General features: G+C 72.1%; 16 protein-coding genes. 2 read left to right on the top strand and 14 right to left on the bottom strand.

The features are described from left to right. Window positions 1–46 precede the first annotated feature (46 nt). The 6 genes from obgE to ACFVQZ_RS13555 form a co-directional block, all read right to left on the bottom strand. Entirely contained in the window at window positions 47–1,486 is a 1,440-nt protein-coding gene (gene obgE / locus ACFVQZ_RS13530) for a GTPase ObgE (RefSeq protein WP_030494091.1), read from the bottom strand. A 125-nt stretch (window positions 1,487–1,611) separates the two neighbouring features. Continuing rightward, the gene (rpmA, locus tag ACFVQZ_RS13535; RefSeq protein WP_030494090.1) at window positions 1,612–1,866 is read right to left on the bottom strand and encodes a 50S ribosomal protein L27; all 255 of its coding nucleotides are present in this window, start codon (window positions 1,864–1,866) and stop codon (window positions 1,612–1,614) included. A 14-nt stretch (window positions 1,867–1,880) separates the two neighbouring features. Beyond that, window positions 1,881–2,201: a 50S ribosomal protein L21 gene (gene rplU, locus ACFVQZ_RS13540; RefSeq protein ID WP_030494089.1), complete on the bottom strand. Its 321-nt coding sequence runs from the start codon at window positions 2,199–2,201 to the stop codon at window positions 1,881–1,883. A 261-nt stretch (window positions 2,202–2,462) separates the two neighbouring features. After that, on the bottom strand, window positions 2,463–6,275 hold the full coding sequence (locus ACFVQZ_RS13545; protein WP_383621802.1) for a ribonuclease E/G: 3,813 nt from the start codon (window positions 6,273–6,275) through the stop codon (window positions 2,463–2,465). A gap of 231 nt (window positions 6,276–6,506) precedes the next feature. Then, complete coding sequence (locus ACFVQZ_RS13550) at window positions 6,507–7,298, bottom strand: TIGR03936 family radical SAM-associated protein (RefSeq protein WP_383621805.1); 792 nt, start codon at window positions 7,296–7,298, stop codon at window positions 6,507–6,509. Between the two features lie 255 nt (window positions 7,299–7,553). Continuing rightward, window positions 7,554–8,189, bottom strand: a complete 636-nt coding sequence (locus tag ACFVQZ_RS13555; protein ID WP_383621808.1) for a hypothetical protein — start codon at window positions 8,187–8,189, stop codon at window positions 7,554–7,556. 246 nt (window positions 8,190–8,435) lie between these two features. Between ACFVQZ_RS13555 and ACFVQZ_RS13560 the strand changes: the two genes are divergently transcribed. Continuing rightward, a complete protein-coding gene (locus ACFVQZ_RS13560; protein WP_051787688.1) occupies window positions 8,436–10,436 on the top strand; it encodes a glycosyltransferase family 4 protein in 2,001 nt (666 codons plus the stop codon). An 81-nt stretch (window positions 10,437–10,517) separates the two neighbouring features. Here ACFVQZ_RS13560 and ACFVQZ_RS13565 read toward each other — a convergent pair whose 3' ends face one another. Then, on the bottom strand, window positions 10,518–14,111 hold the full coding sequence (locus ACFVQZ_RS13565; RefSeq protein ID WP_030494084.1) for a bifunctional glycosyltransferase/CDP-glycerol:glycerophosphate glycerophosphotransferase: 3,594 nt from the start codon (window positions 14,109–14,111) through the stop codon (window positions 10,518–10,520). 352 nt (window positions 14,112–14,463) lie between these two features. Here ACFVQZ_RS13565 and ACFVQZ_RS13570 point away from each other — a divergent pair, with 352 nt between their 5' ends. Next, on the top strand, window positions 14,464–16,770 hold the full coding sequence (locus tag ACFVQZ_RS13570) for a bifunctional glycosyltransferase family 2 protein/CDP-glycerol:glycerophosphate glycerophosphotransferase (protein ID WP_051787686.1): 2,307 nt from the start codon (window positions 14,464–14,466) through the stop codon (window positions 16,768–16,770). Window positions 16,771–16,835: 65 nt separating this feature from the next. On the opposite strand, the gene ACFVQZ_RS13575 is transcribed toward ACFVQZ_RS13570, so the two are convergent. The 7 genes from ACFVQZ_RS13575 to ACFVQZ_RS13605 all read right to left on the bottom strand — a co-directional run bounded on the left by ACFVQZ_RS13575 (window position 16,836) and on the right by ACFVQZ_RS13605 (window position 26,649). Continuing rightward, a complete protein-coding gene (locus ACFVQZ_RS13575) occupies window positions 16,836–18,764 on the bottom strand; it encodes a TIGR03960 family B12-binding radical SAM protein (protein ID WP_383621812.1) in 1,929 nt (642 codons plus the stop codon). Window positions 18,765–18,816: 52 nt separating this feature from the next. Further along, complete coding sequence (locus tag ACFVQZ_RS13580; protein ID WP_383621815.1) at window positions 18,817–20,340, bottom strand: CHAD domain-containing protein; 1,524 nt, start codon at window positions 20,338–20,340, stop codon at window positions 18,817–18,819. Window positions 20,341–20,409: 69 nt separating this feature from the next. Beyond that, window positions 20,410–21,609, bottom strand: a complete 1,200-nt coding sequence (rodA, locus tag ACFVQZ_RS13585; RefSeq protein WP_030494080.1) for a rod shape-determining protein RodA — start codon at window positions 21,607–21,609, stop codon at window positions 20,410–20,412. Window positions 21,610–21,613: 4 nt separating this feature from the next. Then, the gene (gene mrdA / locus ACFVQZ_RS13590) at window positions 21,614–23,806 is read right to left on the bottom strand and encodes a penicillin-binding protein 2 (RefSeq protein ID WP_383621820.1); all 2,193 of its coding nucleotides are present in this window, start codon (window positions 23,804–23,806) and stop codon (window positions 21,614–21,616) included. 19 nt (window positions 23,807–23,825) lie between these two features. After that, complete coding sequence (gene mreD, locus ACFVQZ_RS13595) at window positions 23,826–24,494, bottom strand: rod shape-determining protein MreD (RefSeq protein ID WP_030494079.1); 669 nt, start codon at window positions 24,492–24,494, stop codon at window positions 23,826–23,828. Next, window positions 24,491–25,552 (bottom strand): rod shape-determining protein MreC, encoded by a 1,062-nt coding sequence (mreC, locus tag ACFVQZ_RS13600; RefSeq protein WP_051787684.1) that lies wholly within the window; start codon window positions 25,550–25,552, stop codon window positions 24,491–24,493. Before mreC ends, mreD begins: the two co-directional genes overlap by 4 nt. A 77-nt stretch (window positions 25,553–25,629) precedes the next feature. Then, complete coding sequence (locus tag ACFVQZ_RS13605; RefSeq protein ID WP_019886273.1) at window positions 25,630–26,649, bottom strand: rod shape-determining protein; 1,020 nt, start codon at window positions 26,647–26,649, stop codon at window positions 25,630–25,632. Window positions 26,650–26,773 lie beyond the last annotated feature (124 nt).

Genomic DNA, 26,773 nt, shown 5'->3' on the forward strand with positions numbered 1-26,773 from the left:
GCGGAACCCCCGGCGACCGCTGTCGCCGGGGGTTCCGCCGTACCCGCTAGAACGGGTTGAACTCGTCGTACTCGCGGTCCGCCTCGTCGTGCTCCGCCTGGCGGTCGCGGCGGCGCTGGGCGGCCGGACGCGGCGCGTCGAAGCGGTGGTCCTCGCCGCGGCGGCCGAGCATCTCGGCGCCGGCCATGAGGGTGGGCTCCCAGTCGAAGACGACCGCGTTCTCCTCGGAGCCGATCGCGACGCCGTCGCCGGCGCGGGCACCGGCCTTCATCAGCTCGTCCTCGACGCCGAGGCGGTTGAGGCGGTCGGCGAGGTAGCCGACGGCCTCGTCGTTGTTGAAGTCGGTCTGGCGGACCCAGCGCTCCGGCTTCTCGCCGCGCACCCGGTACACGTCCTCGTGCTCGTCGTACGTGACGGTGAAGCCGGCGTCGTCGACGGCCTTCGGGCGGATGACGACGCGGGTCGCCTCCTCCTTCGGCTTCGCGGCGCGGGCCTTCGCGACGATCTCGGCGAGGGCGAAGGACAGCTCCTTCAGGCCGGTGCGGGCGACCGCGGAGACCTCGAAGACGCGGTAGCCGCGCTCCTCCAGGTCCGGGCGGATCATGTCCGCGAGGTCCTGGCCGTCCGGGATGTCGATCTTGTTGAGGACGACGACGCGCGGACGGTCGTCGAGGCCGCCGTACTGCTTCAGCTCCTCCTCGATGACGTCGAGGTCGGAGACCGGGTCGCGGTCGGACTCCAGCGTCGCCGTGTCCAGGACGTGGACGAGGACCGAGCAGCGCTCGACGTGCCGCAGGAACTCCAGGCCCAGGCCGCGGCCCTGGCTGGCGCCGGGGATGAGGCCGGGGACGTCGGCGATGGTGTAGACGGTCGAGCCGGCCGTGACCACGCCGAGGTTCGGGACCAGGGTGGTGAAGGGGTAGTCCGCGATCTTCGGCTTGGCGGCCGAGAGGACGGAGATCAGCGAGGACTTGCCCGCGCTGGGGTAGCCGACGAGCGCCACGTCGGCGACGGTCTTCAGCTCCAGGACGATGTCCTGGAGGTCGCCGGGCTCGCCGAGCAGCGCGAAGCCGGGGGCCTTGCGGCGGGCGGACGAGAGCGCCGCGTTGCCGAGGCCGCCGCGGCCGCCCTGCGCGGCGACGTACGTCGTGCCGTGGCCGACGAGGTCCGCGAGGACGTTGCCCTTCCTGTCCAGGACGACGGTGCCGTCGGGCACGTACAGGACGAGGTCCTGGCCGTCCTTGCCGGCGCGGTTGCCGCCCTCGCCGGGCTTGCCGTTGGTGGCCTTGCGGTGCGGCGAGTGGTGGTACTCGAGCAGGGTGGTGACGGACTGGTCGACGACCAGCATCACGTCGCCGCCACGGCCGCCGTTGCCGCCGTCCGGGCCGCCGAGCGGCTTGAACTTCTCGCGATGGACGGAGGCGCAGCCGTGGCCTCCGTTACCCGCGGCGACGTGCAGCTCGACGCGGTCCACGAAGGTGGTCATGGTTCTGTGCCTCCAGAAAAGCGAGTGCGGGAAAGCTGTGTACGGGTTTGTCTATCTAGTAACACGCGAAAGGCGGACCCGCTTCCCTGCCGGGAAGTGAGGTCCGCCTCCGCCAAGCGTTCCGATCAGGCGACCGGGACGATGTTCACGACCTTGCGGCCACGGAAGGTGCCGAACTGCACCGAACCGGCCTGCAGGGCGAACAGCGTGTCGTCGCCACCGCGACCGACACCCGAGCCCGGGTGGAAGTGGGTACCGCGCTGGCGGACCAGGATCTCACCGGCGTTGACGACCTGACCGCCGAAGCGCTTCACGCCGAGCCGCTGGGCGTTGGAGTCGCGACCGTTCCGGGTGGACGATGCGCCCTTCTTGTGTGCCATTGCTCAGTCCCTCTTTACTTCGCGGCCGTCGGGATGGACGTGACCTTGATCGCCGTGTACTGCTGACGGTGACCCTGGCGACGGCGGTAGCCGGTCTTGTTCTTGTAGCGCAGGATGTCGATCTTGGCGCCCTTGGTGTGGTCCACGACCTCGGCCTGGACCTTGATGCCCGCCAGGACCCACGGGTCGCTGGTCACGGCGTCGCCGTCGACGACGAGCAGGGTCGAGAGCTCGACCGTGTCGCCCGGCTTGGCGGTGGAAATCTTGTCAACCTCAACGATGTCGCCGACAGCAACCTTGTGCTGGCGACCACCGCTGCGCACGATGGCGTACACGCGGATCTCTCTCTCACTCGGTGATGGGACCTCTGACGCCAGCCGCCCACGCGCGGGCCCGGGGGCCCACGGCGATCCGGATCGGACGAGCGGCCTCTCCCGGCGAGCGGAAGGGGGGTGCTCAGAGGCGCGGCGCGTCACAGACACGCCGACGGTCTAGGTTACGGGCGGCTGCCTCAGGGGGTCAAATTCGCCCGTGCGGGTGCGGACCGCCCCGGCGGCGCCCCTTCCGAGGGGCGCCGCCGGGGCGGGACCGGCCGGTCAGTCCTGGGCCGGGGCCGCGGTCTTCTCCGCGGCCTTCTTGGCCGTGGTCTTCTTCGCGGCGGTCTTCTTCGCCACCGTCTTCTTGGCCGCCGTCTTCTTCGTGGCGGCCTTCTTGGCGGTGGCCTTCTTCGCCGTCTTCCGCGCGGCCTTCTTGGCCGCCGGGGCGGCCTCGGCCTCCGCGTCGGCCTCCGGCTCCTGCGCCGGAGCGGGCTCCTCGGCCGGGGCGACCGCGGGCACCACGATCTCGGCGGCCTCGGCACCGGCCGGGGCGGTGGCCTTGCGGACCACCCGGCGGCGGGCGCGCGGCGCGGCGGCGACGGGCGCCTCCTCGGCGGCGGGCTCCGCGACCGGCTCGGGCGCGGCCTCCACGGCCGGCTCCGGCGCCGGTACGGCCTCCGGCGCGGCGGCCGCGACGACCGTCTCGGCCTCGGCGGCGGCCGGCTCCGACGTGGAGACGACCGGCGAGGTCACCCGGCGGGTGGCGCGGCGGCGCGAACGGGGCGCGGGCGCCTCCTCCACGGCCGGCTCGGCCTGCGGGGCCTCGGCGACCGGCTCGGGCTGGGCGACGGGCTCGGCCGGCGCGGCGGCGGGCTCCGCGATCGGCGTCGGGGTCACCGGGGCGGTCACCTTGCGGGCGACGCGGCGGCGGCCACGGCCGCGGGTCGCGGCGGCCTCGGCCTCGGCGACGGAGCCGTACAGCTCCTCGTCCGGGGCGATCGGGACCGGTACGGCCACCGGGGCGGCCAGCTCGGCCGCGACCTCGGCCTCGGTCTCGGCCTCCACCGGGGCCTCGGCCTCGTGCGTCTCGTGGGCGTGCTCGTGCACGTGCTCGTCGCCGCCGCGGCCGCGCTTCTTCGCGCGCTTGCCGCCACCGCCGCCGCCGTGGGCGGCCGGCTGCTCCATGTGGACGATGACGCCGCGGCCGTTGCAGTGGACGCAGGTCTCCGAGAAGGACTCCAGGAGGCCCTGGCCGACCCGCTTGCGGGTCATCTGCACCAGGCCGAGCGAGGTGACCTCGGCCACCTGGTGCTTGGTCCGGTCGCGGCCCAGGCACTCCAGGAGGCGGCGCAGCACGAGGTCGCGGTTGGACTCCAGGACCATGTCGATGAAGTCGATGACGACGATGCCGCCGAGGTCGCGCAGCCGCAGCTGGCGGACGATCTCCTCGGCCGCCTCCAGGTTGTTCCGGGTGACGGTCTCCTCGAGGTTGCCGCCCTGGCCGGTGAACTTGCCGGTGTTGACGTCGATGACGATCATCGCCTCGGTCTTGTCGATCACCAGCGAGCCGCCCGAGGGCAGCCAGACCTTCCGGTCGAGCGCCTTCATCAGCTGCTCGTCGATCCGGTAGGTGGCGAAGACATCGACCTCGCTGGTCCACCGCTGGAGGCGGTCGGCCAGGTCGGGCGCGACGTGCGAGACGTAGCCGTGGATGGTCTCCCAGGCGTCGTCGCCGCTGACGATGACCTTGGTGAAGTCCTCGTTGAAGATGTCGCGGACGACCCGGACGGTCATGTCCGGCTCGCCGTAGAGCAGGCTCGGCGCGGACGTCGAGATCTGGCTCGCCTTCTTCTGGATGTCGGCCCACTGCGCCTGGAGGCGCTCGACGTCGCGGCGCAGCTCGTCCTCGCTGGCGCCCTCGGCGGCGGTGCGCACGATGACGCCGGCGTCCTCGGGGACGATCTTCTTGAGGATGGTCTTCAGGCGGGCGCGCTCGGTGTCCGGGAGCTTGCGGCTGATGCCGGTCATCGAGCCCTCGGGGACGTACACGAGGTAGCGGCCCGGGAGGGAGACCTGGCTGGTGAGGCGGGCGCCCTTGTGGCCGATCGGGTCCTTGGTGACCTGCACGAGGACGGACTGGCCGGACTTCAGGGCGGACTCGATGCGGCGCGGGCCGTTGCCCATGCCGAGCGCCTCGAAGTTGACCTCGCCGGCGTACAGGACGGCGTTGCGGCCCTTGCCGATGTCGACGAAGGCGGCCTCCATCGACGGCAGCACGTTCTGGACCTTGCCCAGGTAGACGTTGCCGACGTACGAGGTGGCCTGCTCCTTGTTGACGTAGTGCTCGACGAGCACGTTGTCCTCGAGGACGCCGATCTGGGTGCGCTCGCCGTTCTGGCGGACGACCATGACGCGCTCGACGGCCTCGCGGCGGGCGAGGAACTCGGCCTCGGTGATGATCGGGACGCGGCGGCGGCCCTGCTCGCGGCCCTCGCGGCGGCGCTGCTTCTTGGCCTCCAGGCGGGTGGAGCCCTTGATGGACTGCACCTCGTCGGACGGCTCGGGCTTCGGGCGGGGCTCGCGGACCTTGACGACCGTGCGGACGCCGTCCTCTTCCGTGGCCTCGGCCTCACCGGCGGCGTCACCGCTGCGGCGGCGACGGCGACGGCGGCGGCGGGAGCTGCTGGAGCCGGCGAAGCCGTTGTCGTCGTCGGACTCCTCCGTCTCCTCGGCGTCCGTCTCGGCGTCGGCGTGGAGCTCGTCGGCGTCCTCGCCCTCCTCGTTCTCCTCCGTCTCGGCGGACTCGCCGCGGCGGCGGCGACGGCCACCGCGACGGCGGCGGCGGGAGGGGCGGTCGCCGTACTCGTCGGTCTCCTCGGCCTCGTCCTCGGCCTCGTCGGCGACGTGCTCGACCTCGGGCTCGTCGGCGACGGTGGCCGGGACGGGCTCGACGGCGACGGGCTCGCCGCGGCGGCGGCGACGGCGGCGCGAGCCGGTCTCGGCGCGCTCGACGGGCTCGACGGCCTCGACGGCCTCGGCCGTCTCGACGCCGGTCTCGTCCTCGGTCTCCTCGTCGGCCTCGGCGGCAGCGGCGGCGGCGAACGCGGCGGTCTCCGGCGTCTGGAACATCGGCTCGGTGAAGACCGGGGCCTGGAAGACGGCGACGGCCGGGCGCTCGGCGCGGCGGCGGCGCGGGGCCTCCGCGGCGGTGGGCGGCTCGGCGGTGAACTGCGGCGTGCTGACCCGGCGGCGGCCACGGCCGCGGGTGGCGGCGGCCTCGGCGGCGGCGACGTCGGCGCCGTGCGAGGCGATCTCCTCGACGGTGTCCTCGGGCAGCGACTCGCCGGAGGTGGGCGCGGCGAGCTCGGCCGTGACGTCGGGGGTGGTGGCCTCGGGGGCGCTGGCGCGGCGGTTCGCGCGGCGGCGAGTGCGGGCCGGGGCGGCCTCGGCGACCGGCTCGGCCGGGGCCTCCGCGACGGGGGCCGGGGCGGCCGGCGTCTCGGCGGCGGGCTCCTCGGCCGGGGCCGGGGAGGTGACCGGGGCGCTGGCGCGGCGGGTGGCGCGGCGGCGCGGGCGGGCCGGGGCGGCCTCGGGCTCGGCGGCCGGGGTCTCGGCGGCCGGGGCCTCCGGTTCGGCGGGCGCGGCGGGCTCCTCGACGGCGGCCGGGGAGGTCACGGGCGCGGTGGCCTTGCGGGTGGCGCGGCGGCGGGTCCGGGCCGGGGCGGCCTCCGGCTCGGCGGCCGGAGTGTCTGCGGCCGGGGTCTCCGGCTCGGCGGGCGCGGCGACGGACTCGGCGGCGACGGGCTCGGCGGCGGGGGTCTCCGGGGTCTCGGCGACCGGGGCCGGGGCGGCCGTCTTGCGGGTCGCGCGGCGGCGCGGGCGGGCCGGAGCGGCCTCCGGCTCGGCGGCCGGGGCCTCCGTGGCGGGGGCCTCGACGGCCGGCGTCCCGGCGGCGGCCTCGGCGGTCTCGCCGGCGGCGGTCACCGGCGGGCCGGCGGGCCGGGAGGCGGCGCGGCGCCGGCGGCGCGGCGGCAGCTTGTCACCGGGGGCGGTGTCGTTGGTGTCGGTGGTCTCGTTGGTGTCTTCGAGCATGCGGGCGGTTCTCCCGTCACGCTCCCGGGCGCCGCGTCGGATTCCGGTGGCGGCACGGACGCGCGTCGTGCGCGGTGCCGCCGTCCGGGGCGCGGGCGCCGCACGGGAGCTGAATGTCTGGCTCGCCGGTTCCGTACGCCCGATGCGTACGGCCTGGCGAAAGTCTCCTGGTCAGTGCGCTGCCCGACCCAGGTGGCTCCCGAGTGCCAGGGCTGCGCTCGACTCCGTCCCCTACGCGGGGCCTGCCTCCGGCGCCGTCGCCGGGGCGGTCGCGGCGGCCGTGGGTGCTGCGGCCGTGACTGCCTCGCGGTCGGGCGCGAGCGGGTCGGTCACCGTGCCGGACTCCTCGTCGAAGAGCCCCTGCGCCAGCCTGGTCACCGCTGCGGGGACCGGCGGCGCCAGGTCGGCCACAGCTCGGAGACCGGACAGGACGTCGTCGGGTCGCACGGCGGGTGTCACGTGCCGAACGACCAGCCGCAGTATCGCACAGGCGTCGGCGGCGGGCCTATCACCCTGGGGATCGCCCTGGGGACGGTCCGCGACGAGGCCGGCGACGGCGGCGCGGGTGTCGAAGGTACGGATGCCGTTCTTGGTCTTGCGCTGCACCTCCACCGTCTCGGCGGCGAGGAACGCGTCGACGGCCTTGCGGGCGTCGTCGACGGGGACGCCGTCGAGCCGGAGCTCCCACACGGAGGCGGTGAGCCGGTCGGCGAGGCCGGAGGTGCGGGCCTCGACGGCGTCGGTGATGTCGAGGCCTGCCGGGAGGGACTCGTCGAGCAGGGCCCGCAGGGTCTCCGGGTCGCGGCGCTCGGTGAGGGCGATCTCCAGGAACTCGGCCTCGGAGCCCGTACCCGTGGGGGCGGCGTTGGCGTACGACACCTTGGGGTGCGGGGTGAATCCGGCCGAGTACGCCATGGGCACCTCGGCGCGGCGCAGGGCGCGCTCGAAGGCGCGCTGGAAGTCGCGGTGGCTGGTGAACCGGAGGCGGCCGCGCTTGGTGTAGCGCAGACGGATGCGCTGCACCGCCGGTGCGGGCGGCGGGCCTTCGGGCTGTCGCTTGCCCAGTGGTTCTTCTCCTCGGTGCGGGGCGGGCGCGGGTGGCGCTCCGCCCGGAAGCTCTCGGTGCGTCCCGTGGGCTCCCGCCCGGATCACCCCCGCCGGTGGCGGGGAGATCTCGGGGGCGTGGGCCGCGCCGGGGACGTTCCTTGTACTACCCAGAGTACGCGCCCGGCCCACCTCGGGTTCCCCGGCGGGCCGCCGGATGCGCGGACGGGCAGGTCAGCGGGGCCCGCCGATGAGGGCGGTGCGCACCTCGCGGGCGGCGGCGCGGACGGCGCGGCCCGCGGCGGCGACGGGTTCCCACACCCAGGTGCGCAGGGCGTGGCCGATCGGGGTGAGGACCACCCGGTACACCCAGGCGAGCGGGCGTCCGACGGCGTGCCACAGGACCCGGCGCACGGCCCGCCCGACGGCCCGCGCGATCTCGCCCGCGACCCGCCAGGCCCAGGCGAGGACGGCGCCGGTGAAGCGGCAGACGGGGCCGAGCACGTACCGCCAGAGCCAGGTGAGGGGGGTGACGAGGAGCAGGTCGACGACCCACCACAGGGCCTTGCCGACGGGGAGGAGCACCCACTCCCACAGCCATTGGAGCGGCACGACCAGCAGGTAGTGGAGGAGCCGGGCCATGGCGCGGCCGACCGGGGCGAGCACCCACTCCCACAGCCACCGCAGCGGCACGACCAGCAGGTGGTGGAGGAGCCAGGCCAGGGCGCGGCCGACCGGGGCGAGGATCCGGCGCCAGAGCTGCGTGAGGCACCAGACGAGCGCGTCCCAGACCAGCCGCACGGGCAGGACGACGACGAGGGCGACCGCGCGGGCCGCTCCCGTGAGGCAGCCCGGGTTTTCCGTGTTCATGACGTGAACGACGTGTGGCGGCGCCGGGCGGGTTTCCCGTTCGCCCGGCCGAGACCGAGGTGTTACGCGGCGGATACCGCCCGTTCGCCGTACGGGTGCGGACGGACCCGCCCCGCTTCGCGGCCCACGCCCCGTAACCTAAGGTGCGTCAACCCTCGTGCTGGACGCACGTGCCGCAAGCCCCCGCCCGGGGGTCCCCCCTCTTCGCAGACATCGAGGCCCGGCGTGAAAATATCCTTCCTCCTGGTGGACCGCTGCCACATCGGCGGTGTGGTGAGCGCGATCCACAACCTGGCCGGAGCGCTCGTGGAGCACCACGAGGTCGAGCTGGTCGCCCTCCGCCGCAACCGCGACCAGGCGTTCTTCCCGCTGGACCCCCGGGTGAAGACGGTCGCGCTCTCCGACTACCGGAAGCACTCCCACGTCTACGACGGCGACGACCCGCAGATCGACGTCTTCCCGCACATCTACCCCAACGAGCCCACGGACAAGAAGCCGTGGATCAGCCGTCTGGCGGAGAAGCGGCTGATGGAGTACCTGGCCACCACCGACGCCGACGTCGTGGTCAGCAACAACCCCAAGATCACCATCATGCTGGCCTACTCGGACCGCGACTTCCTCAAGGTCGCGATGGAGCACTCGCGGCCCGCCCGCTACGGCCCGCACATCCGCGACGCCCTCTTCCGGGACGCGTACCCGAAGATGGACGCGATCACCGCGCCGACGCCGGACGAGTGCCGGACCATCGCCGGGGTCGTGCCCGCCGTGAGCCACCTGCTCTCCCCCATGCCGAACTGCATCCCGGCCCACCAGGGCCAGATGTCCACCGGCGACAACAAGATCGTCGTCGCGGCCGGTCTGCTCAAGCCGCACAAGGGCTTCGCCGACCTCATCGAGGCGTTCTCCACGGTGGCCCCGCGCCACCCGGACTGGAGCCTGCGGATCTACGGCTCCGGCCCGGAGCGCGCCAACCTCCGCAAGAAGATCGACGAGACCGACGGCAACAACCAGATCTTCCTGATGGGCCCGGCCACCCCGGTCACCCCGGAGTTCGCCAAGGCGTCCGTCTTCGTCCTCCCCTCGCACCTGGAGGCGTTCGGCAACGTCACCGTCGAGGCGATGGCGGCCGGCCTCCCGGCGATCTGCTACGACGCCCCGCACGGCCCCCGCAACATCATCAAGCAGGGCGAGGACGGCTACGTCGTCCCCCTCGGCGACAAGGAAGCCCTCGCCGAGCACATCGAGAAGCTGATCTCCGACGAGGACCTGCGCCGCAAGATGGCCGCCGCCGCCGTCGCCAACGTGGTCCGCTTCCAGGAGGCGGCGACCGCCGCCCGCTTCGAGCAGCTCGTCGAGACCATGCGCGCCCGCCGCGCCATCCCCCGCACGGCCACCGCCGTCGTCGGCCCGCAGGGCGACGTCCGGGTGCGGGTCGAGGGGCTGCCCGCCGACAGCGACGCCCGCCTGGTCTGCAAGGACATCCGCAAGAAGGCCGACGAGGTCGTCGTCCCCTTCACCGGCGACGAGGCCGTCGTGCCCGCGCTCGGCAAGCTCGCCGAAGGCGACTGGGAGCTCCAGGTCCGCGCCGCCGGCTTCGACCTGCCGCTGCGCTCGGCCGGCTGCGACACCCTTCACATCCTGGGCCTGAAGCTGCCCCGCACCGAGGGCCCCGCGCTCTCCCTGCTGCTGCCGTACGCCCACACCGACGGCACGCTCCGGGTGCAGAGCCGGGTCCGCCCCCAGCACGTCGAGGTCTCGGCGATCAAGGCCGGTCCGAAGGCGATCGTCGTCGAGGCCGCCGCCTGGGGCGTCCGCCCCGGCCAGGGCAGCCTCATCGAGGCCGTCCACCGCAAGGAGGCCGACAAGAACTTCACCTTCCCGGTGAAGGCCGACGCCGACGGGCGTTTCACCGCGTCCCTCGACAACGCCGCCGCGGCCCGCCTCCACCAGCCCGGCACCGAGGACGTCTGGGACCTGTGGCTGCTGCCCGACCAGGACTCCCCCCGGATCCGGGTCTGCAAGCTCGCCACCGACGTGCTCGTCCCGATGGACGTCTTCACCTTCCCGTACCCGGTGGTGACGCAGTCCGGCGCGCCCGTCCCGGCCTCCGTCGACACCCGGCCGAAGAGCGGCTGGCGCAACCGGCTCGCCGCCGTGCCGGCCGCCGTCACCGGCACCCGGCACGAGCTGCGCCCGTACTTCTCCAGCAACGGGCAGCTCTCGCTGAAGATCATCGACAAGAAGTAGCCGCCCCGGCGGACACGAAGGAGCCCCGGCCCGCTTCCGCGGACCGGGGCTCCTTCACGTGCGCGCCCGGCGGGGCACCGCCTACAGCGGCGCGCCCTCCTCGGCGATCTTGAACATCAGGTCGGCGACGCGGCCGGCCGCGTGGCCGTCGTCCAGGTCGCAGAACTGGTGGTGGAACTCGTCGTACTTCTCCCGGTACGCCTCCTGGACCTCGTCGATCTCGCGGATCGCCGTGAGCAGGTCGTCCGAGGTCTCGACCAGCGGGCCCGGGGCGTCGTTCTCGAAGTCGAAGTAGAAGCCCCGCAGGCGGTCGCGGTAGTGCTCCAGGTCGTACGTGAAGAACAGCATCGGGCGGCGCAGGTGCGCGTAGTCGAACATGACCGACGAGTAGTCCGTGATCATGATGTCGGCCGCCAGGTACAGGTCCGCGATGTCCGGGTACTCGGAGACGTCGAAGACGAAGCCGTTCCCGGCGCCCGGGATGCTGTCCACGATGTTCGAGTGACGGCGGATCAGGAAGACGTGGTCGTCGCCGAGGCGGCGGCGCGCGTCCTCCAGGTCCACCCGCAGGTCGAACTTGAACTGGCCGCGGCCGTGCGACAGGTCGTCACGCCAGGTCGGCGCGTACAGCACGACCTTCTTGCCGGCGGGCAGGCCCAGCTTCTCCTTCACCGCGGCCGCGCGCTCGTCGCGGTCCTCGGCGTACAGGTAGTCGTTGCGCGGGTAGCCGGTCTCGGCGATCAGGCCGTTGTAGCCCATGGCGCGCTTGAGGATCGGGGTGGAGAAGCGGTTCGACGAGACCAGGATGTTCCAGCTCGCCGCCTCCTTCACCAGACGCTCGTGGTAGTTCGGGTCGAACTTCGGCGCGTCGATGTCCAGGCCGATCTTCTTCAGCATCGTGCCGTGCCAGGTCTGCACGATCACCTGGCCCGCGCGGCGGCGGATCCAGTGCGGCAGGTGCGCGTTGGTGATGATGTACCGGGACCGGGCCAGCGCCTCGTACCACTCGCGGCCCTGGAAGCGGACCGGCTGCACCGTGTCGGGCAGCTCGACCTGGCCGTCGCGGACCAGCCACAGGTGCTCGACGTCGGCGCCCCGGCGCAGCAGCTCCTCGTGGATGGCGCGCGGGCTGTCCGAGTACTGCTTGCCGTTGTAGCTGATGTACAGCACGGAGTCGCGCAGCGGCAGCTCGCGGCCCTTCTCGTACACCTCCTGGCGCAGCTGGTACTGGCGGTTGTCGCCGCGCTCCAGCGGGGACAGGTCCGGCAGGCAGTTGAGCTGCGGGTGGTCCTGCCAGTGCACCTCGAGGCGGTTCTCGCGCCCGTTGTACGTGCTCTCCAGCGGGAACTGGGTGACGGCGAGGCGGTCCACGACGAGCTGCAGCGACGGCGCGTCCTCCCCGGCCTCCAGGCGGAAGATCCAGCGGCCGGCCTTCAGCGGCAGGCCGCCGCCGGTGCCGGACATGGTGGACGGGCGGAAGGTCGCCTCGAAGGTGCCGTCCGCGGCGACGCTCAGCGGCACGGTCCGCTCGTCGAAGCGGTTCTTGGCGCTGATCACCAGGTGGTAGTCGGACAGGTCCACCGGCGCGGTGCCGCGGATCAGGAAGGTGCCGTCGGTGGTGGCGATCCCGGTGATCTTGCCGCGCAGCGGGCGGCCGGAGAACTTCAGGTAGCCGTTGGTGCCGGACAGCACCGCGACCTCGTTGAGCGTCGCCTCCTCGCCGAAGGACTCGGGCAGGCGGACCTGGAGGTCGGCGACGCCGTCGCGGACGACGACCTTGTAGCGGCGCCACTTCTCGCCCTCGGGCTGGAGCTGGAGCTGGGTGCTCCAGTTGCGGCGCATGGTCTTCGCCATGTCGGCGCCCGCGGTCTCGCTCTCCAGGTGCTCGGGGAGCAGGGCCACGTCCTTCAGCGGGACGCGGATCCGGATGCGGGTGTGGTCGCCGTCCCGGGTCACCTCGTCGGCGGGCACGAAGAACGCCTCGCCGCTGTTCTGGTTGATGATCCGCAGCGAGACCTCGACGCCCGGCGCGACCGTCTCGCGCAGCAGGCCGTCGACGACGATCGCGTCACCGTCGGGCGCGAAGCCGGAGACGGTGAACGGCACCTTCTCGACGCGCAGCTTCAGCGCGGCGCGGCGCAGCTCCGGCACCATCCGGTGGGTCTCGTCGAGCCAGTGCGGCTGCGGGTAGGCGGTGTGGTCGGAGCCGTACGAGTGGACCGAGCGGGACCGCACCAGACCGCCGGAGAGCACGCGCATGCCGACGTGCCACAGGCCCTCCTGCCACTGGCCTCCCTTGCGGAAGCGGGACAGGTCGATCTCGGTCTCCCAGCCGGCCCAGTCGAAGCTGTGGCCGCGGTTCTTCCAGCCGGCGGCCGTGGTGGCGTCCTCGGTCTGGAGGTTCTTCAGCGGGATCAGCATCCGCCGCTGGGTGCCGTCCTTCTTCAGCTGGAGCAGCTTCACCACGGACCGCTTGCCGCTCTGGTCGACCCGGTCGATCCAGGCGTGGCCGGCCAGCCGCAGCTTGTTGTTCGGCAGCCACTCCAGCTCCCGCAGCGGCGAGCGCAGCTGCAGGTCCTGGTCCATCCGGAGGACCTTCTTGGGCAGCTGGGTGGACTCCAGGAACGGGTACTTCGCGTACCGGCGGAAGGAGCCGTCGATCTCGACCGGCTCGCCGATCCGCTCGGCCTCGATGAAGGCCAGCAGCTCGGCCAGGGCGTGCTTGCGGACCAGCAGCCACTTGACGCGCAGCGCGGTCGGCAGCGACTTGACCGTCTTCAGGTCGATCTGGTCGAGGAACTTGTTGGCCGCCTTCATGAACTCCGCGCGGTACTCCTCGTCGCCGTCCGGCAGGACGTTGAGGAAGATGCGCAGGTCACCGGTGAGGACGGTCTTGTCGTACTCGCGCTTCAGCTCCTCCGCGCCGGGCTCGGTGCGCGCGGCCAGGAAGCGGCTGACGCTCTCCACCGCGGAGGCGCGGTCGCGGGCGGCCTTCGGCTCGGTGCGCCGCTGGGTGATCGACGGGGCGGCCTCGCCCTCGCGCAGACGCCAGTAGTACGTGGTCTCGCTGATGATGTCGACGGACTCGGCGAGGTACTGCGCCGGGACGATCACCGGGGTGTCCTCGTACAGGACGCCCTCGGGGAAGCGCAGCGCGTTGCGCTCCCAGAAGTCGCGGCGGAAGACCTTGTTGCAGGCGATGCGGTCGGTGAGCAGCGCGCGCTTGCGGCTGACGTGCGTCTTCTTGACCGCGCCCCGGGAGAGGAAGCGGTGCATCGGGGACTGCCAGATGCGGGTGGAGTTGATGTGCTCCACGTTGCCCGTGGCGAAGGAGGAGCCCGTCTCGTCCAGGGTCTCGATCATCAGCCGGTAGGCGTCCGGCGGGATCAGGTCGTCGCTGTCGACGAACGCGATGTACTCGCTCTCCGGCGCCAGGCTGTCCAGACCGGTGTTGCGGGCGGCGCCCAGGCCGGCGTTCTCCTTCCGGATGAGCCGGAAGCGGTCGTCCTTCGCCGCGAACTCCGCCGCGATCTCGTGGGACTCGTCGGTCGACCCGTCGTCCACCATGATCACTTCCAGGTCCTGGAAGGTCTGCACGGCGAGCGAGTTCAGGCAGGCGGGCAGGTAGTACGCCACGTTGTATATCGGGACGATGACGCTGAGCCTGGGAGCCATGGAGTTCTGCGTTCCTTTCCGGTTCAGACCCGCTCGACAGGCTCGAGCGTCTGAGTGGGTGACGGGGCGTGCTATCGGTTTTTCCAGCGGACCCCTGGGGGTGTCTCCCCCACCGAGAGAGACCGCCTGCCGGCCCGCCCGCCCCGGCGCCGGAGCGCAGCACCGCCGCAGCACTTCAGAATAGACGATGGTCTCCTCGGCCGTTCGAACCCAGTTGGCCGCCGCCTCACCCGCCGGGAACACGCCGTTCACCCGCTCCCCCGGCGCGGACCGGCCGCCCGCACCCGGAGAGACGTTCGACCACTCCTGTCATACTGCGCTTGAGCGGTCCGACAGAGGAGAGACACACGGCATGCCGTCTGCAGCTACCCCCCGTTTCAGCGTGATCATCCCTGTCTACGGGGTCGAGGGCTACATCCGCGAATGCCTCGAATCGATCACCTCGCAGAGCTTCCGCGACTTCGAGATCGTCGCGGTCGACGACTGCTCCCCGGACAGCAGCGGCGCCATCATCGACGAGTTCGCCGCCCGCGACCCCCGGGTCCGCGCCGTGCACCGCGAGCAGAACGGCGGCATCGGCGCCGCCCGCAACACCGGCATCGCCCACGCCCGCGGCGACTACCTGCTCTTCCTCGACGGCGACGACTCCATACGCCCCGGCTCGCTCCAGGCGATAGCCGACCGGCTCGCCGAGACCGACGACCCCGAGATCGTCGTCTTCGACTACGTCCGCACCCACGTCGACGGCACCGTCGAGCCCAGCAAGTCCGGCAAGTACATCGCCGGCATCCGCGACCAGGTCGTCCGCCCCGTCGACCACCTGGAACTGCTGCGGATCTTCGCCGTCGTCTGGAACCGCGTCTACCGCCGTGACTTCTTCACCACCGGCGGCTTCGACGGCCAGGGCTACCGCTTCACCGACGGCCTCTACGAGGACGCCCTCGTCGTCTACACGACCATGGCCGCCGCCCGGCGCGTCGCCGGTCTGGAGTACGTGGTCGTCGAGTACCGCCAGCGCCGCCAGGGCAGCTCCATGCGGAGCAGCTCGCCGCGCAAGCACTTCGTGATCTTCGAGCAGTACCAGCGGGTCTTCGACTACCTCGAGGGCCGCCCCGGCCTCGACGACTACCGCAAGGTCGTCTTCGAGCGGATGGTCAGCCACTTCCTCTACACCCTCGCCCGCGGCTTCCGCATACCCCGCAGCCACCGCCGCGCCTACGTGCAGGCGGCCGGCAAGGCGTACCGCAGGAACGAGCCCAAGGGCTTCACCCCGCCGCCCGGCATCACCGGCCTCAAGTTCAAGGTGCTCCGCACCGGCTCGTACGCCGCCTTCGAATCGCTCAAGGCCGCCAACGGCACCCGCGAGACCGCCTTCCGCGCGCTCGGCCGGTCCAAGCGCTGGGGCGGCCGGAAGGCCCTGAAGACGTACTACGCGGTACAGCGCCGGCTCCCCCTCGACGACAGCCTCGCCGTCTACTCCGCCTACTGGGGCCGCACCCCCGGCTGCAATCCGCTCGCCATCCACGAGGCCGCCAAGAAGCTGGTGCCGGACCTGCGCGGCGTCTGGGTGGTCAACCAGGCCCACGCCGGGAAGCTGCCCGCCGGCATCACCCGGGTCGCCCCCGCCACCTTCGGCTACTGGAAGGCCATGGCCCGGGCGAAGTACCTGGTCAACAACGTGAACTTCCCGGACTCCGTGGTCAAGCGCCCCGGCCAGGTCCACCTCCAGACCCACCACGGCACCCCGCTGAAGCGGATGGGCCTGGACCAGCAGTACTACCCGGCCGTCGCCAAGAGCATGGACTTCGACAAGCTCATGGAGCGGGTCGACCGCTGGGACTGGAGCGTCTCCTCCAACCAGCACTCCACCGAGCAGTGGGAGCGGGTCTACCCGGCCCCCTTCCGGACGCTCAACACCGGCTACCCGCGCAACGACGTCTACTACCGGGCCGGCGCCGAGGACGTCCGCCGGATCCGCGGCGCGCTCGGCATCGCCCCCGGCAAGAAGGCGCTCCTGTACGCGCCGACCGTCCGCGACCACCAGAAGGACGCCTTCGTCTCCCGCCTGGACCTGGCCCGCTTCGCGCGCGAGCTCGGCCCCGACTACGTCCTCCTGGTCCGCGCCCACTACTTCTACGGCGCCGACCGCGAGCTGAGCGCCCTCGCCGAGCGCGGCACGCTGATCGACGTCTCCCGCCACCCCTCGGTGGAGGAGCTGTGCCTGGCGGCGGACGCCCTGATCACGGACTACTCGTCGATCATGTTCGACTACGCCAACCTCGACCGGCCGATCGTCACCTACGCCGACGACTGGGAGATGTACCGCACCTGCCGCGGCGTGACCTTCGACCTGCTCTCCGGCGAGCCCGGCGACACCCCCGGTGTGATCGCCACCACCGAGGACGAGCTGATCGCGGCCTTCCGCAGCGGCGCCTGGGCCGGCGAGCCCGCCGCCGAGCTGCGCCGCGCCTTCCGCGAGCGCTTCTGCATGTGGGACGACGGCCACGCGGCCGAGCGGGTGGTCCGCGCGGTCTTCCTGGACCAGCAGGACCTGACCCCGCCCGTCGTCCCGGTCGCCGACCGCACCCCCGCCCCCAGCCCGGCCGCCGCCGAGGCCGCCACCACCCCCGCCGCCCGGTCGGAGCACGTCGCCGGCTGATCCGTACGACGGAAGGGGCGCCCGGACGGAGATCCGTCCGGGCGCCCCTTCCGTATGCGGCGGGACTACTTGACCACGGTCAGCGGCAGCAGCTTCTTGCCGGTGGGGCCGATCTGGATGTGCGTGTCCATCTGCGGGCAGACGCCGCAGTCGAAGCACGGGGTCCAGCGGCAGTCCTCGACCTCGGTCTCGTCGAGGGCGTCCTGCCAGTCCTCCCAGAGCCAGTCCTTGTCGAGGCCCGAGTCCAGGTGGTCCCAGGGCAGGACCTCCTCGTAGGAGCGCTCGCGGGTGGTGTACCAGGCGACGTCCACGCCGTACTCGGGCAGGGTCTTCTCCGCGCACTCCATCCAGCGGTCGTAGCTGAAGTGCTCGCGCCAGCCGTCGAAGCGGCCGCCGTCCTCGTAGACCGCGCGGATGACGGCGCCGACGCGGCGGTCGCCGCGGGAGAGCAGGCCCTCGACGATGCCGGGCTTGCCGTCGTGGTAGCGGAAGCCGATCGAGCGGCCGTACTTCTTGTCGCCGCGGATCTTGTCGCGGAGCTTCAGCAGGCGCGCGTCCGTCTCCTCGGCCGACAGCTGCGGCGCCCACTGGAAGGGGGTGTGCGGCTTGGGCACGAAGCCGCCGATGGAGACGGTGCAGCGGATGTCGTTCTGGCCGGAGACCTTGCGGCCCTCGGCGATCACGTTCATCGCCATGTCGGCGATCTGGAGGACGTCCTCGTCGGTCTCCGTCGGCAGGCCGCACATGAAGTACAGCTTCACCTGGCGCCAGCCGTTGCCGTAGGCCGTCGAGACGGTACGGATGAGGTCCTCTTCCGAGACCATCTTGTTGATGACCTTGCGCATGCGCTCGGAGCCGCCCTCGGGGGCGAAGGTGAGGCCGGAGCGGCGCCCGTTGCGGGTCAGCTCGTTGGCGAGGTCGACGTTGAAGGCGTCCACGCGGGTCGACGGCAGGGACAGGCCCACCTTGTCGTCCTCGTACCGGTCGGCGAGGCCCTTGGCGATGTCGCCGATCTCCGAGTGGTCCGCGGAGGAGAGGGAGAGGAGGCCGACCTCCTCGAAGCCCGTGGCCTTGAGGCCCTTCTCGACCATCTCGCCGATGCCGGTGATGCTTCGCTCCCGCACGGGGCGCGTGATCATGCCGGCCTGGCAGAAGCGGCAGCCGCGGGTGCAGCCGCGGAAGATCTCGACGGACATGCGCTCGTGGACGGTCTCCGCGAGCGGCACCAGGGGCTGCTTGGGGTACGGCCACTCGTCGAGGTCCATGACGGTGTGCTTGGACACGCGCCACGGCACGCCGGAGCGGTTCGGGACGACGCGGCCGATGCGGCCGTCCGGCAGGTACTCGACGTCGTAGAACGCCGGGATGTACACCGAGCCGGTCTTCGCGAGGCGGAGCAGGACCTCCTCGCGGCCGCCCGGGCGCCCCTCGGTCTTCCACGCCCGGATGATCTCGGTCATGTCCAGGACGGCCTGCTCGCCGTCGCCGATGATCGCCGCGTCGATGAAGTCCGCGATCGGCTCGGGGTTGAAGGCGGCGTGGCCGCCGGCGAGCACGATGGGGTGGTCGACGGTGCGGTCCTTCGACTCCAGCGGGATGCCCGCCAGGTCGAGGGCGGTGAGCATGTTGGTGTAGCCCAGCTCCGTGGAGAAGGACAGGCCGAACACGTCGAAGGCGCCGACCGGGCGGTGGCTGTCGACCGTGAACTGCGGCACCTTGTGCTCGCGCATCAGCGCTTCGAGGTCCGGCCACACGCTGTAGGTGCGCTCGGCGAGGACGCCCTCGCGCTCGTTCAGCACCTCGTAGAGGATCATGACGCCCTGGTTGGGCAGGCCGACCTCGTACGCGTCCGGGTACATCAGAGCCCAGCGGACGTCGGCGGACTCCCACGGCTTCACCGTGGAGTTCAGCTCTCCACCGACGTACTGAATCGGCTTCTGCACGTGCGGGAGCAGAGCTTCGAGCTGCGGGAAGACAGACTCGGCAGCAGACATCTCGAACCTTCGTGAGCGGGCAGGGGGGCGACTCTCAAGCGTACCCCGGTGCTCAGCGGCTCAGCGCCGCGCGGAGGCCGGGGGCGGCGGCCCGCTCCCACGCCTCCGGCAGCTCCCGCTCCTGGGCCGCCGCGGCCGCCTCCTGCCGCGCGTGGAGAACGCCCCAGGTGAAGGACGGTTCGCCGGCCGCTTCGGCCTGGTGGGCGAGGTCGGCCAGGGCGGCGCGGGCGACGACGGTGTCCTGGTGGTCGCCGAGGAGGCTCTGGAGGGCCTTCGTCTCCTTGGCGAACCGTTTCGCGGGCTTGCCGAGGGCGGGTACGGCGGCGTCGGCGGCGTACCGGGCCCGTTTGGCGGCCTTGCGGGCCTCGTGGAGGGCGGTGTCGCGGTCGTGCCCGGGGTCGAGGGCGAGCGCGGGGCCGACGCGGTCGGCGAGCCGGCGGTGGTCGCGCCGGATCGCCTTCGGCAGGACCTTCGCGGCCTTCTTGCGGGCCGCGGGCTTCAGCGGGGGGTCGGCGAGGAGGTGGTCGAGGGCGTCGAGGAGGGCGAGGTGGCGGGGCGAGTCGAGGGCGTCGAGGACGTGGTGGCGGGCGCCGCGGGACCGGGCGTTGCTCCAGGCGCGGAGCCGGCCGCGGACCGGGCCGTGGCGCAGGGCGCGGGGCAGCGCGCCGATCGCGTCGCCGAGGCGGGCGTCGAGGACCTCCTGGTCGCGGGCGTGGCCGAGCTCGCCGGCGAGCCACTTCAGCTCGGCGCCGATCGGGTCCGTGACGTCCCGGTCGAGGACCTTGCGGTACGTCTTGAAGGCGCTGCGCAGGCGCCGGCAGGCCACCCGCATCTTGTGGACGGAGTCGGGCAGGTCGCGCCGGACGGCGGGGTCGAGCCGGACGAGGGCGTCGATCTGGGTCCGTACGTACGCGAGGACGGCGGCGCCCGCCGTGCCGTCGCCGGCCGCCCCGGCGGGGTCGCGCGGTGCGGGGGCGAGGCCGGTGCCGTCGAGGGCGCGGGCCAGCTTGGAGGGGGCGTCGGAGGGGCGGATGCCGGCCTTCCGGAGCCGTTTCGCGACGGCGTCGAGGATCGCGGGGTCGGCGCCGTCGGCGAGCTCGACCTCGATCTCGGTCCAGGCGGTGGAGGCGGTGTCGCCGAGGAGCCGGTCGGCGTGGACGGTGTCGACGGAGACCTCGGCGAGGAGGGTGCCGCCGGCGTCCCGCAGGTGCCGGACGTCGCGGGTGGAGCGGATCCGGACGACGGGGACGACGTCGGCGCCGCGGACCCGGGAGCGCAGGAGCCCGGCCAGGTCGGGCGGGAGGGTGTCGGAGAGCGGGGCGCGGATCTCGTCGCGGACCCCGACGGTCACGGGGAACTTCGCGTGCCAGCCCGCGTCGGAGCCGCCGGTGCGGCGCCGGAGGGTGAGGGAGCCGGCGGCCAGCCTGAGGTCGGCCGTGTCGTAGTAGACCGCGTCGAGCTCCATGACGCCCTCGTCGGTGACCGAGGCGACCCCGGCCGCGCGGGTGAGGTCCGGCAGCCGGGTGTCCTCGGTGGCTTCGTACTTCCGCTCGGTCTCGCGCTTGGTCTCCGCCATATGTCGCATCTAACCACCGGGGCGGCGGTCACACCTGGCGGTTCCCGCCGCCCTGGGGAGGGCGGCGGGTCAGGCGGTCATGGGCCGCTGGACGCGGATCGACTGGAGGAGTCCGACGGCGACCCAGACGGCGAACATGGAGGATCCGCCGTAGGAGACGAAGGGCAGCGGGAGGCCGGCGACGGGCATGATGCCGAGGTTCATGCCGATGTTCTCGAAGGACTGGAAGGCGAACCAGGCGATGATGCCGGCGGCGACGATCGTGCCGTACAGCTCGGTGGTCTCGCGGGCGATGCGGCAAGCGCGCCAGAGCACGATGCCGAGCAGCAGCAGGATGAAGCCGGAGCCGACGAAGCCGAGCTCCTCGCCGGCGACGGTGAAGACGAAGTCGGTCTGCTGTTCGGGGACGAACTGGCCGCTGGTCTGGTGGCCGTTGAAGAGGCCGGCGCCGTAGAGGCCGCCGGAGCCGATGGCGATGCGGGCCTGGTTGGTGTTGTAGCCGACGCCGGAGGGGTCGAGGTCGGGGTTGGCGAAGGCGGCGAAGCGGTTGATCTGGTACTCGTCGAGCATGCCGAGGGCGGTGACGAGGACCGCGCCGGCGACGCCGGAGAAGATGAGGCCGAGGACCCAGCGGTTGGAGGCGCCGGAGGCGAGCAGGACGCCGAGCACGATCACGATCATCACCATGACCGAGCCCAGGTCCGGCATGAGCATGACGATGCCCATGGGGAGGGCGGCGAGCACCAGGGACTTCGCGACGGTGCCGTGGTCCGGGTGGAGCTGGTCGCCCGCGTCCACCTTCGACGCCAGCAGCATCGCCATCACCAGGATGATGGTGATCTTCACGAACTCGCTGGGCTGGAGCGAGAAGCCGCCGCCGATCACGATCCACGCGTGGGCGCCGTTGATGGTGGCGCCCAGCGGGGTGAGGACGGCGAGGATCAGCACGATCGACAGCCCGTAGAGGACCGGCACGGCCCCGCGCAGGGTCCGGTGCCCCAGCCACACCGTGCCGATCATCAGCGCCACGCCGATGCCGGTGTTGAGCAGGTGCCGGAAGAGGAAGTAGTACGGGTCGCCCTGGTTCAGCTCGGTGCGGCCCCGGGTCGCCGACCACACCAGCAGCGAGCCGATCAGCGACAGCGCCAGCGCCGACAGCAGGATCGGCCAGTCGAGGCGGCGCAGCACCGAGTCGCGGGCGGTCAGCCGGGCGACGGGGCCGCGCTGGGGGGCGTACCGGGAGACCGAAAAGGTGGTCCGGGTCGTCATCGGGTCAGTCCCTCCTGTTGGGGGGCGTGCCCGCGAGCGGCGGCGGCGCGGCGCCGTTCTGCTCGGCCGGGTCGACCAGCTGGGACTTCGGGTCGTACGCCTTGATGACCGGGGCGTCGATGGTGCCGTCGGCGTTGACCTTCGGCAGCGCCTTCTGCGGCGTGGGCAGCAGGGCGCGCTTGAGGTCCTGGTTGCCGGCGTCGTCGAGGCCGTAGAGGGCGTCGTAGATGTTGCGGACGGCGGGGCCGGAGGCGCCGGAGCCGGTGCCGCCCTGGGAGATGGTCATGACGATGGTGAAGTCGTCGGTGTAGGTCGCGAGCCACGAGGTGGTCTGCTTGCCGTAGACCTGGGCGGTGCCGGTCTTGGCGCGCATCGGGATCTTGTCCTGGGGCCAGCTGCCGAAGCGCCAGGCGGCGGTGCCGCCGGGTTCGACGACCGAGCGGAGGCCCTTGTCGAGGTCGCGGATGGTGTCCGCGCCGACCGGCAGCTTGCCGTGGGCCTTGGGCTTGATCTCGCGGACCTGCTTGCCGTCGGGGCTGATGACCGCCTTGCCGACGGTGGGGTTGTAGAGGGTGCCGCCGTTGCTGATGGCCGCGTAGATGGTGGCCATCTGGATGGGGGTGACGAGGACGTCGCCCTGGCCGATGGCGAAGTTGATGCTGTCGTACGCCTTCAGCTGGTTGCCCTCCAGGCAGTTCTCGTACGCGATCTGCTCGACGTAGCTGCCGCCCTTCTTGCCCTGCTTGCACCAGGCGTCCTTGTTGGCCTCCCAGAACGACTGCTTCCACTGGCGGTCCGGGATGCGGCCCTTGACCTCGTTGGGCAGGTCGACGCCGGTCTCGGAGCCGAGGCCGAAGTCGCGGGCGGTCACGTAGAACCAGTCCTTGGAGTCCTTGTTCGCGGTGATGCCGCCGTCCTTCTGCCACTCCTTGTGGCCGAGGGCGTAGAAGACGGTGTTGCAGGAGTACTTGAGGGCGTCCCCGAGGGTGATGGGGCCGTGTCCCTGGGACTCGAAGTTGGCGAAGCTGCGGCTGCCGAGGCTGTAGGAGGCGCTGCAGTTGTACTTGTCGTTGAAGTCGTAGCCGGCCCGGACGGCGGCGCTCGCGGAGATCACCTTGAAGATCGAGCCGGCCGGGGCCTGGCCCTGGATGGCCCGGTTGAGCAGCGGGTAGTTGGAGTTCTTGCTGGTGAGGCCCGCGTAGTCCTTGGCGGAGATGCCGCCGATCCAGACGTTGGGGTCGTAGTCCGGCTGGGAGGCCATGGCGACGACCCGGCCGGTCTTGGTCTCCATGACGACGACGGCGCCGGAGTCGGCCTCGTACTTGCGGCCGGTGATCTTGTCGGTCTCGCCGCGGACGGCCTTCATCGCCTGCGCGAGCTCGTACTCGGCGACCGCCTGCACGCGGGCGTCGATGCTGGTGACGAGGGTGGAGCCGGCGACGCCCGGGTCGGAGGTGGTCTGGCCCATGACGCGCCCGAGGTTGTCGACCTCGTAGCGGGTCACGCCCGCCTTGCCGCGCAGCTCCTTGTCGTAGGTGCGCTCGATGCCGGAGCGGCCGACCTGGTCGGAGCGGAGGAACGGCGAGTCGGTGTCCTTCGCCTTGGTGATCTCCTCGTCGGTGACCGGCGAGAGGTAGCCGAGGACCTGGGCGGTACGGGCCTTGCCGGGCGCGGGGTAGCGGCGGACGGCAGTGAGCTCGGCGGTGATGCCGGGGAAGTCCTCGGTGCTCTCGCGGATGGTGAGCGCCTGCTGGACGGTGGCCTCGTCGGTGACCGGGATCGGCTGGTAGGGCGAGCCGTTCCAGCAGGGCTTGGGCGTCTGGGAGTCGCAGAGCCGGATCTTGTTGACGACGTCCTCGGGCTTCATGTTCAGGACGCCGGCGAGCCGGGTGAGGACGGCCTTGCCGTCGTCCTTCATTTTCATCAGCTCGGTGCGCGAGGCGGAGACCACGAGCCGGGTCTCGTTGTCGGCGAGCGGGACGCCGCGGGCGTCGAGGATGGAGCCGCGCACGGCCGGGGTGACGACCTGCTGGATGTTGTTGCTCTTGGCCTCGTCGGCGTACTCCTTGCCGTTGCGGATCTGGAGGTACCAGAGCCGGCCGCCCAGGGTGAGCAGCAGCGAGAAGACGAGGACCTGGATGACGACGAGCCGGGTCTGGACCCGGGGGGTCCGTCCGGTCTCGGGGATGTTGCTCATGCTGCCGGTGCCCCCTCGGTCACAGTCGCTTGACTCCCTTGATGCGTCCGGCCCGTCCGGCGCGGGTGCGGGCCGCCTTGACGCGCAGGCCGCCGCGCTGGGTGCCGATCCTCAGGCCGGTGCCGGAGGCGAGCCAGCCGGAGGCGACGTCGCCGGCGCCCGCCCCCGTGGCGTCGGCGACCGGGTCGTTCTCGGCGCGCCGGGCCAGGGCCATGACGAGCGGCACCGTGAACGGCGCCAGCAGCAGGTCGTACACCACCGCGGTGAACAGCAGGGAGCCGAGGCCGACGTGGCGGGCGGCGGTGTCGCCGACGAGGGCGCCGACGCCCGCGTAGAGCAGGGTGGAGCCGACGGCCGCGGCGACGACGGCGGCCATCGGGCCGATCGCGGAGGTGAAGCGGCCGTTCTCGGGGCGGGCGAGGCCGACGAGGTAGCCGACGACGCAGAGCACGAGGGCGTAGCGGCCGGCGGCGTGGTCGGCGGGCGGGGCAAGGTCGGCGAGGAGGCCGGCGGAGAAGCCGACGAGCGAGCCGGTGACGGGGCCGTGGACGAGCGCGAGGGCGACGACGGTGAGGAGGACCAGGTCGGGGACGGCGCCGGGGAGCTGGAGCCGGGCGAGGACGGAGACCTGGACGACGAGCGCGACGACGATCAGCGTCGCGGAGAGGAGGATGCGGTTGAACTTCACGGTGTCGCGTCCTCCTGGTCGTCCGGCGCGGCCGCCTGGCCGTCGGGCTGCTGGGCCTGGTCCTGAGCCTGGCCCTGGTCCTGCGGTGCCTGCTCCTGGACGGGCCGCTCGGCCTGGCCCTGGGGCTGTTCGTTCGCCTGGCCGCCGTCGGCGGGCGGCTTCGCGGTGACCGTGACGGTGACGGTCGGCGCGGGCTTCGGCTTCGGCGGCAGCACGGTGTCGCGCGGGTCGGAGCGGGGCGCCTGGACGACGACGCCGACGATGTCGAGCTTGCTGAAGCCGACGTACGGGCGCACGTACACGTTCCGGGTGAGCCCGCCGCCCATCGGGTCGACGCGGATGATCTCGCCGACGGGCACGCCGGGCACGAAGGGCCGGTCGCCGGCCGAGCCGAAGGTGACGAGGCGGTCGCCGGGCTTCACCTTCGCCTTGCCGTTGAGGAGCTGGACGAGGAGCGGGCGGTCGCCCTGGCCGGTGGCGAAGCCGAGTTCGTCGGACTTCTCCATGCGGGTGCCGACGGTGAAGTCGGGGTCGTTGGCGAGCAGGACCGTGGAGGTGGACGGGCCGACGGTGGTGACCCGGCCGACGAGTCCGGCGCCGTTGAGGACGGTCATGTCGCGCTGGATGCCGTCGCGGGCGCCGACGTCGAGGGTGACGGTCCAGGAGAAGCCCTGGGCCGACCCTATGGCGATGACCTGGGCGCCCTTGATGCCGTACTGGCCGGCGCCGGCGGTCTTGAGCAGGGCGTCGAGTTCGCGCAGCCGGTTGCGGTTGCGGTCGTCGCTGCCCAGCTCCGCCTTGAGCTCGGCGTTCTCCTTCTCCAGGGCGGCGATGCGGGTGTGCCGCTCGCCGGAGTCGCGGACGGCGCCTATGGCGTTGCCGATGGGGTCGACGGCCGCCGCGACGCCGTTCTCGACGGGGCCGAAGACGGCGGCGGCGGCCTGCCGGGCGCCGTCGACCGGCGACTCCTGGCCGCCGCGGATGTCCACCGTGATCAGCGCGAACGCGATGGCGACCAGCAGCACCAGGAGCAGCCGGCTCTCTCGTGTGTCCCTCACGTGCGGCGGCCGTGCCCTTCCCTCGTGGTTCGTTGTGCAGATGTTCGTACCGTACGGGCTTCCGCCCGGCCGGCGGGTCAGCGGCGCGGCTGGGCGTCCAGGACCTGCTGGAGGGCCTCGAACTCCTCGACGCACTTGCCGGATCCGAGGGCGACCGAGTCGAGCGGGTCCTCGGCGATGTGGATCGGCATGCCGGTCTCGCGGCGCAGCCGCTCGTCGAGGCCGCGCAGCAGGGCGCCGCCACCCGTGAGAACGATGCCGCGGTCCATCACGTCACCGGAGAGCTCCGGCGGGCACTTGTCGAGGGTGGTCTTCACGGCGTCGACGATCGCGTTGACCGGCTCCTCGATGGCCTTGCGGACCTCGGCGGCCGAGATGACGACGGTCTTGGGGAGGCCGGAGACGAGGTCGCGGCCGCGGATCTCGGTGTGCTCGTCCTGCTCCAGGTCGTAGGCCGAACCGATGGTGATCTTGATCTGTTCGGCGGTGCGCTCGCCGAGGAGGAGCGAGTACTCCTTCTTGATGTGCTGGATGATCGCGTTGTCCAGCTCGTCGCCGGCCACCCGGATGGACTGTGCCGTGACGATTCCTCCGAGGGAGATCACGGCGACCTCGGTGGTGCCGCCGCCGATGTCGACGACCATGTTGCCGGTGGCCTCGTGGACGGGGAGGCCGGAACCGATGGCGGCGGCCATGGGCTCCTCGATGATGTGCACCTGGCGGGCGCCGGCCTGGGTGGACGCCTCGATGACGGCGCGGCGCTCGACGCCGGTGATGCCGGAGGGCACGCAGACGACGACGCGGGGGCGGGCGAGGTAGCGGCGCTTGTGGATCTTGAGGATGAAGTAACGGAGCATCCGCTCCGTGATCTCGAAGTCGGCGATGACGCCGTCCTTCAGCGGGCGGACGGCGACGATGTTGCCGGGGGTCCTGCCGATCATCTTCTTCGCCTCGGCACCCACCGCGAGGATCCCGCCGGTGTTGGTGTTGATCGCGACGACGGACGGCTCGTTGAGGACGATGCCTCGACCCCTGACGTACACCAGCGTGTTGGCGGTCCCGAGGTCGACAGCCATGTCACGGCCGATGAACGACATGAAGTTCCCCTTGTTTCCCATGGCTGAGGGTGGTGCGGCGAAGAGTTTTCATCGTAGTGCCGCTCACGCGGATGGCGCGCGCTGGTCCACCTCTGTACTAGGTGACGGTAGGTTGCGGCGATCC

Source organism: Streptomyces sp. NPDC057854 (assembly GCF_042797055.1).
Lineage (GTDB): Bacteria > Actinomycetota > Actinomycetes > Streptomycetales > Streptomycetaceae > Streptomyces.

Excerpts from the sequence above, each read along its gene's own strand:
- ACFVQZ_RS13565 (WP_030494084.1), bottom strand. The coding sequence starts at position 14,111 with ATGGCTCCCAGGCTCAGCGTCATCGTCCCGATATACAACGTGGCGTAC.
- ACFVQZ_RS13545 (WP_383621802.1), bottom strand. The coding sequence starts at position 6,275 with ATGCTCGAAGACACCAACGAGACCACCGACACCAACGACACCGCCCCC.
- rodA (WP_030494080.1), bottom strand. The coding sequence starts at position 21,609 with ATGACGACCCGGACCACCTTTTCGGTCTCCCGGTACGCCCCCCAGCGC.
- ACFVQZ_RS13605 (WP_019886273.1), bottom strand. The coding sequence starts at position 26,649 with ATGTCGTTCATCGGCCGTGACATGGCTGTCGACCTCGGGACCGCCAAC.
- ACFVQZ_RS13555 (WP_383621808.1), bottom strand. The coding sequence starts at position 8,189 with ATGAACACGGAAAACCCGGGCTGCCTCACGGGAGCGGCCCGCGCGGTC.
- rpmA (WP_030494090.1), bottom strand. The coding sequence starts at position 1,866 with ATGGCACACAAGAAGGGCGCATCGTCCACCCGGAACGGTCGCGACTCC.
- ACFVQZ_RS13575 (WP_383621812.1), bottom strand. The coding sequence starts at position 18,764 with ATGTCTGCTGCCGAGTCTGTCTTCCCGCAGCTCGAAGCTCTGCTCCCG.
- ACFVQZ_RS13580 (WP_383621815.1), bottom strand. The coding sequence starts at position 20,340 with ATGGCGGAGACCAAGCGCGAGACCGAGCGGAAGTACGAAGCCACCGAG.
- mrdA (WP_383621820.1), bottom strand. The coding sequence starts at position 23,806 with ATGAGCAACATCCCCGAGACCGGACGGACCCCCCGGGTCCAGACCCGG.
- ACFVQZ_RS13570 (WP_051787686.1), top strand. The coding sequence starts at position 14,464 with ATGCCGTCTGCAGCTACCCCCCGTTTCAGCGTGATCATCCCTGTCTAC.
- obgE (WP_030494091.1), bottom strand. The coding sequence starts at position 1,486 with ATGACCACCTTCGTGGACCGCGTCGAGCTGCACGTCGCCGCGGGTAAC.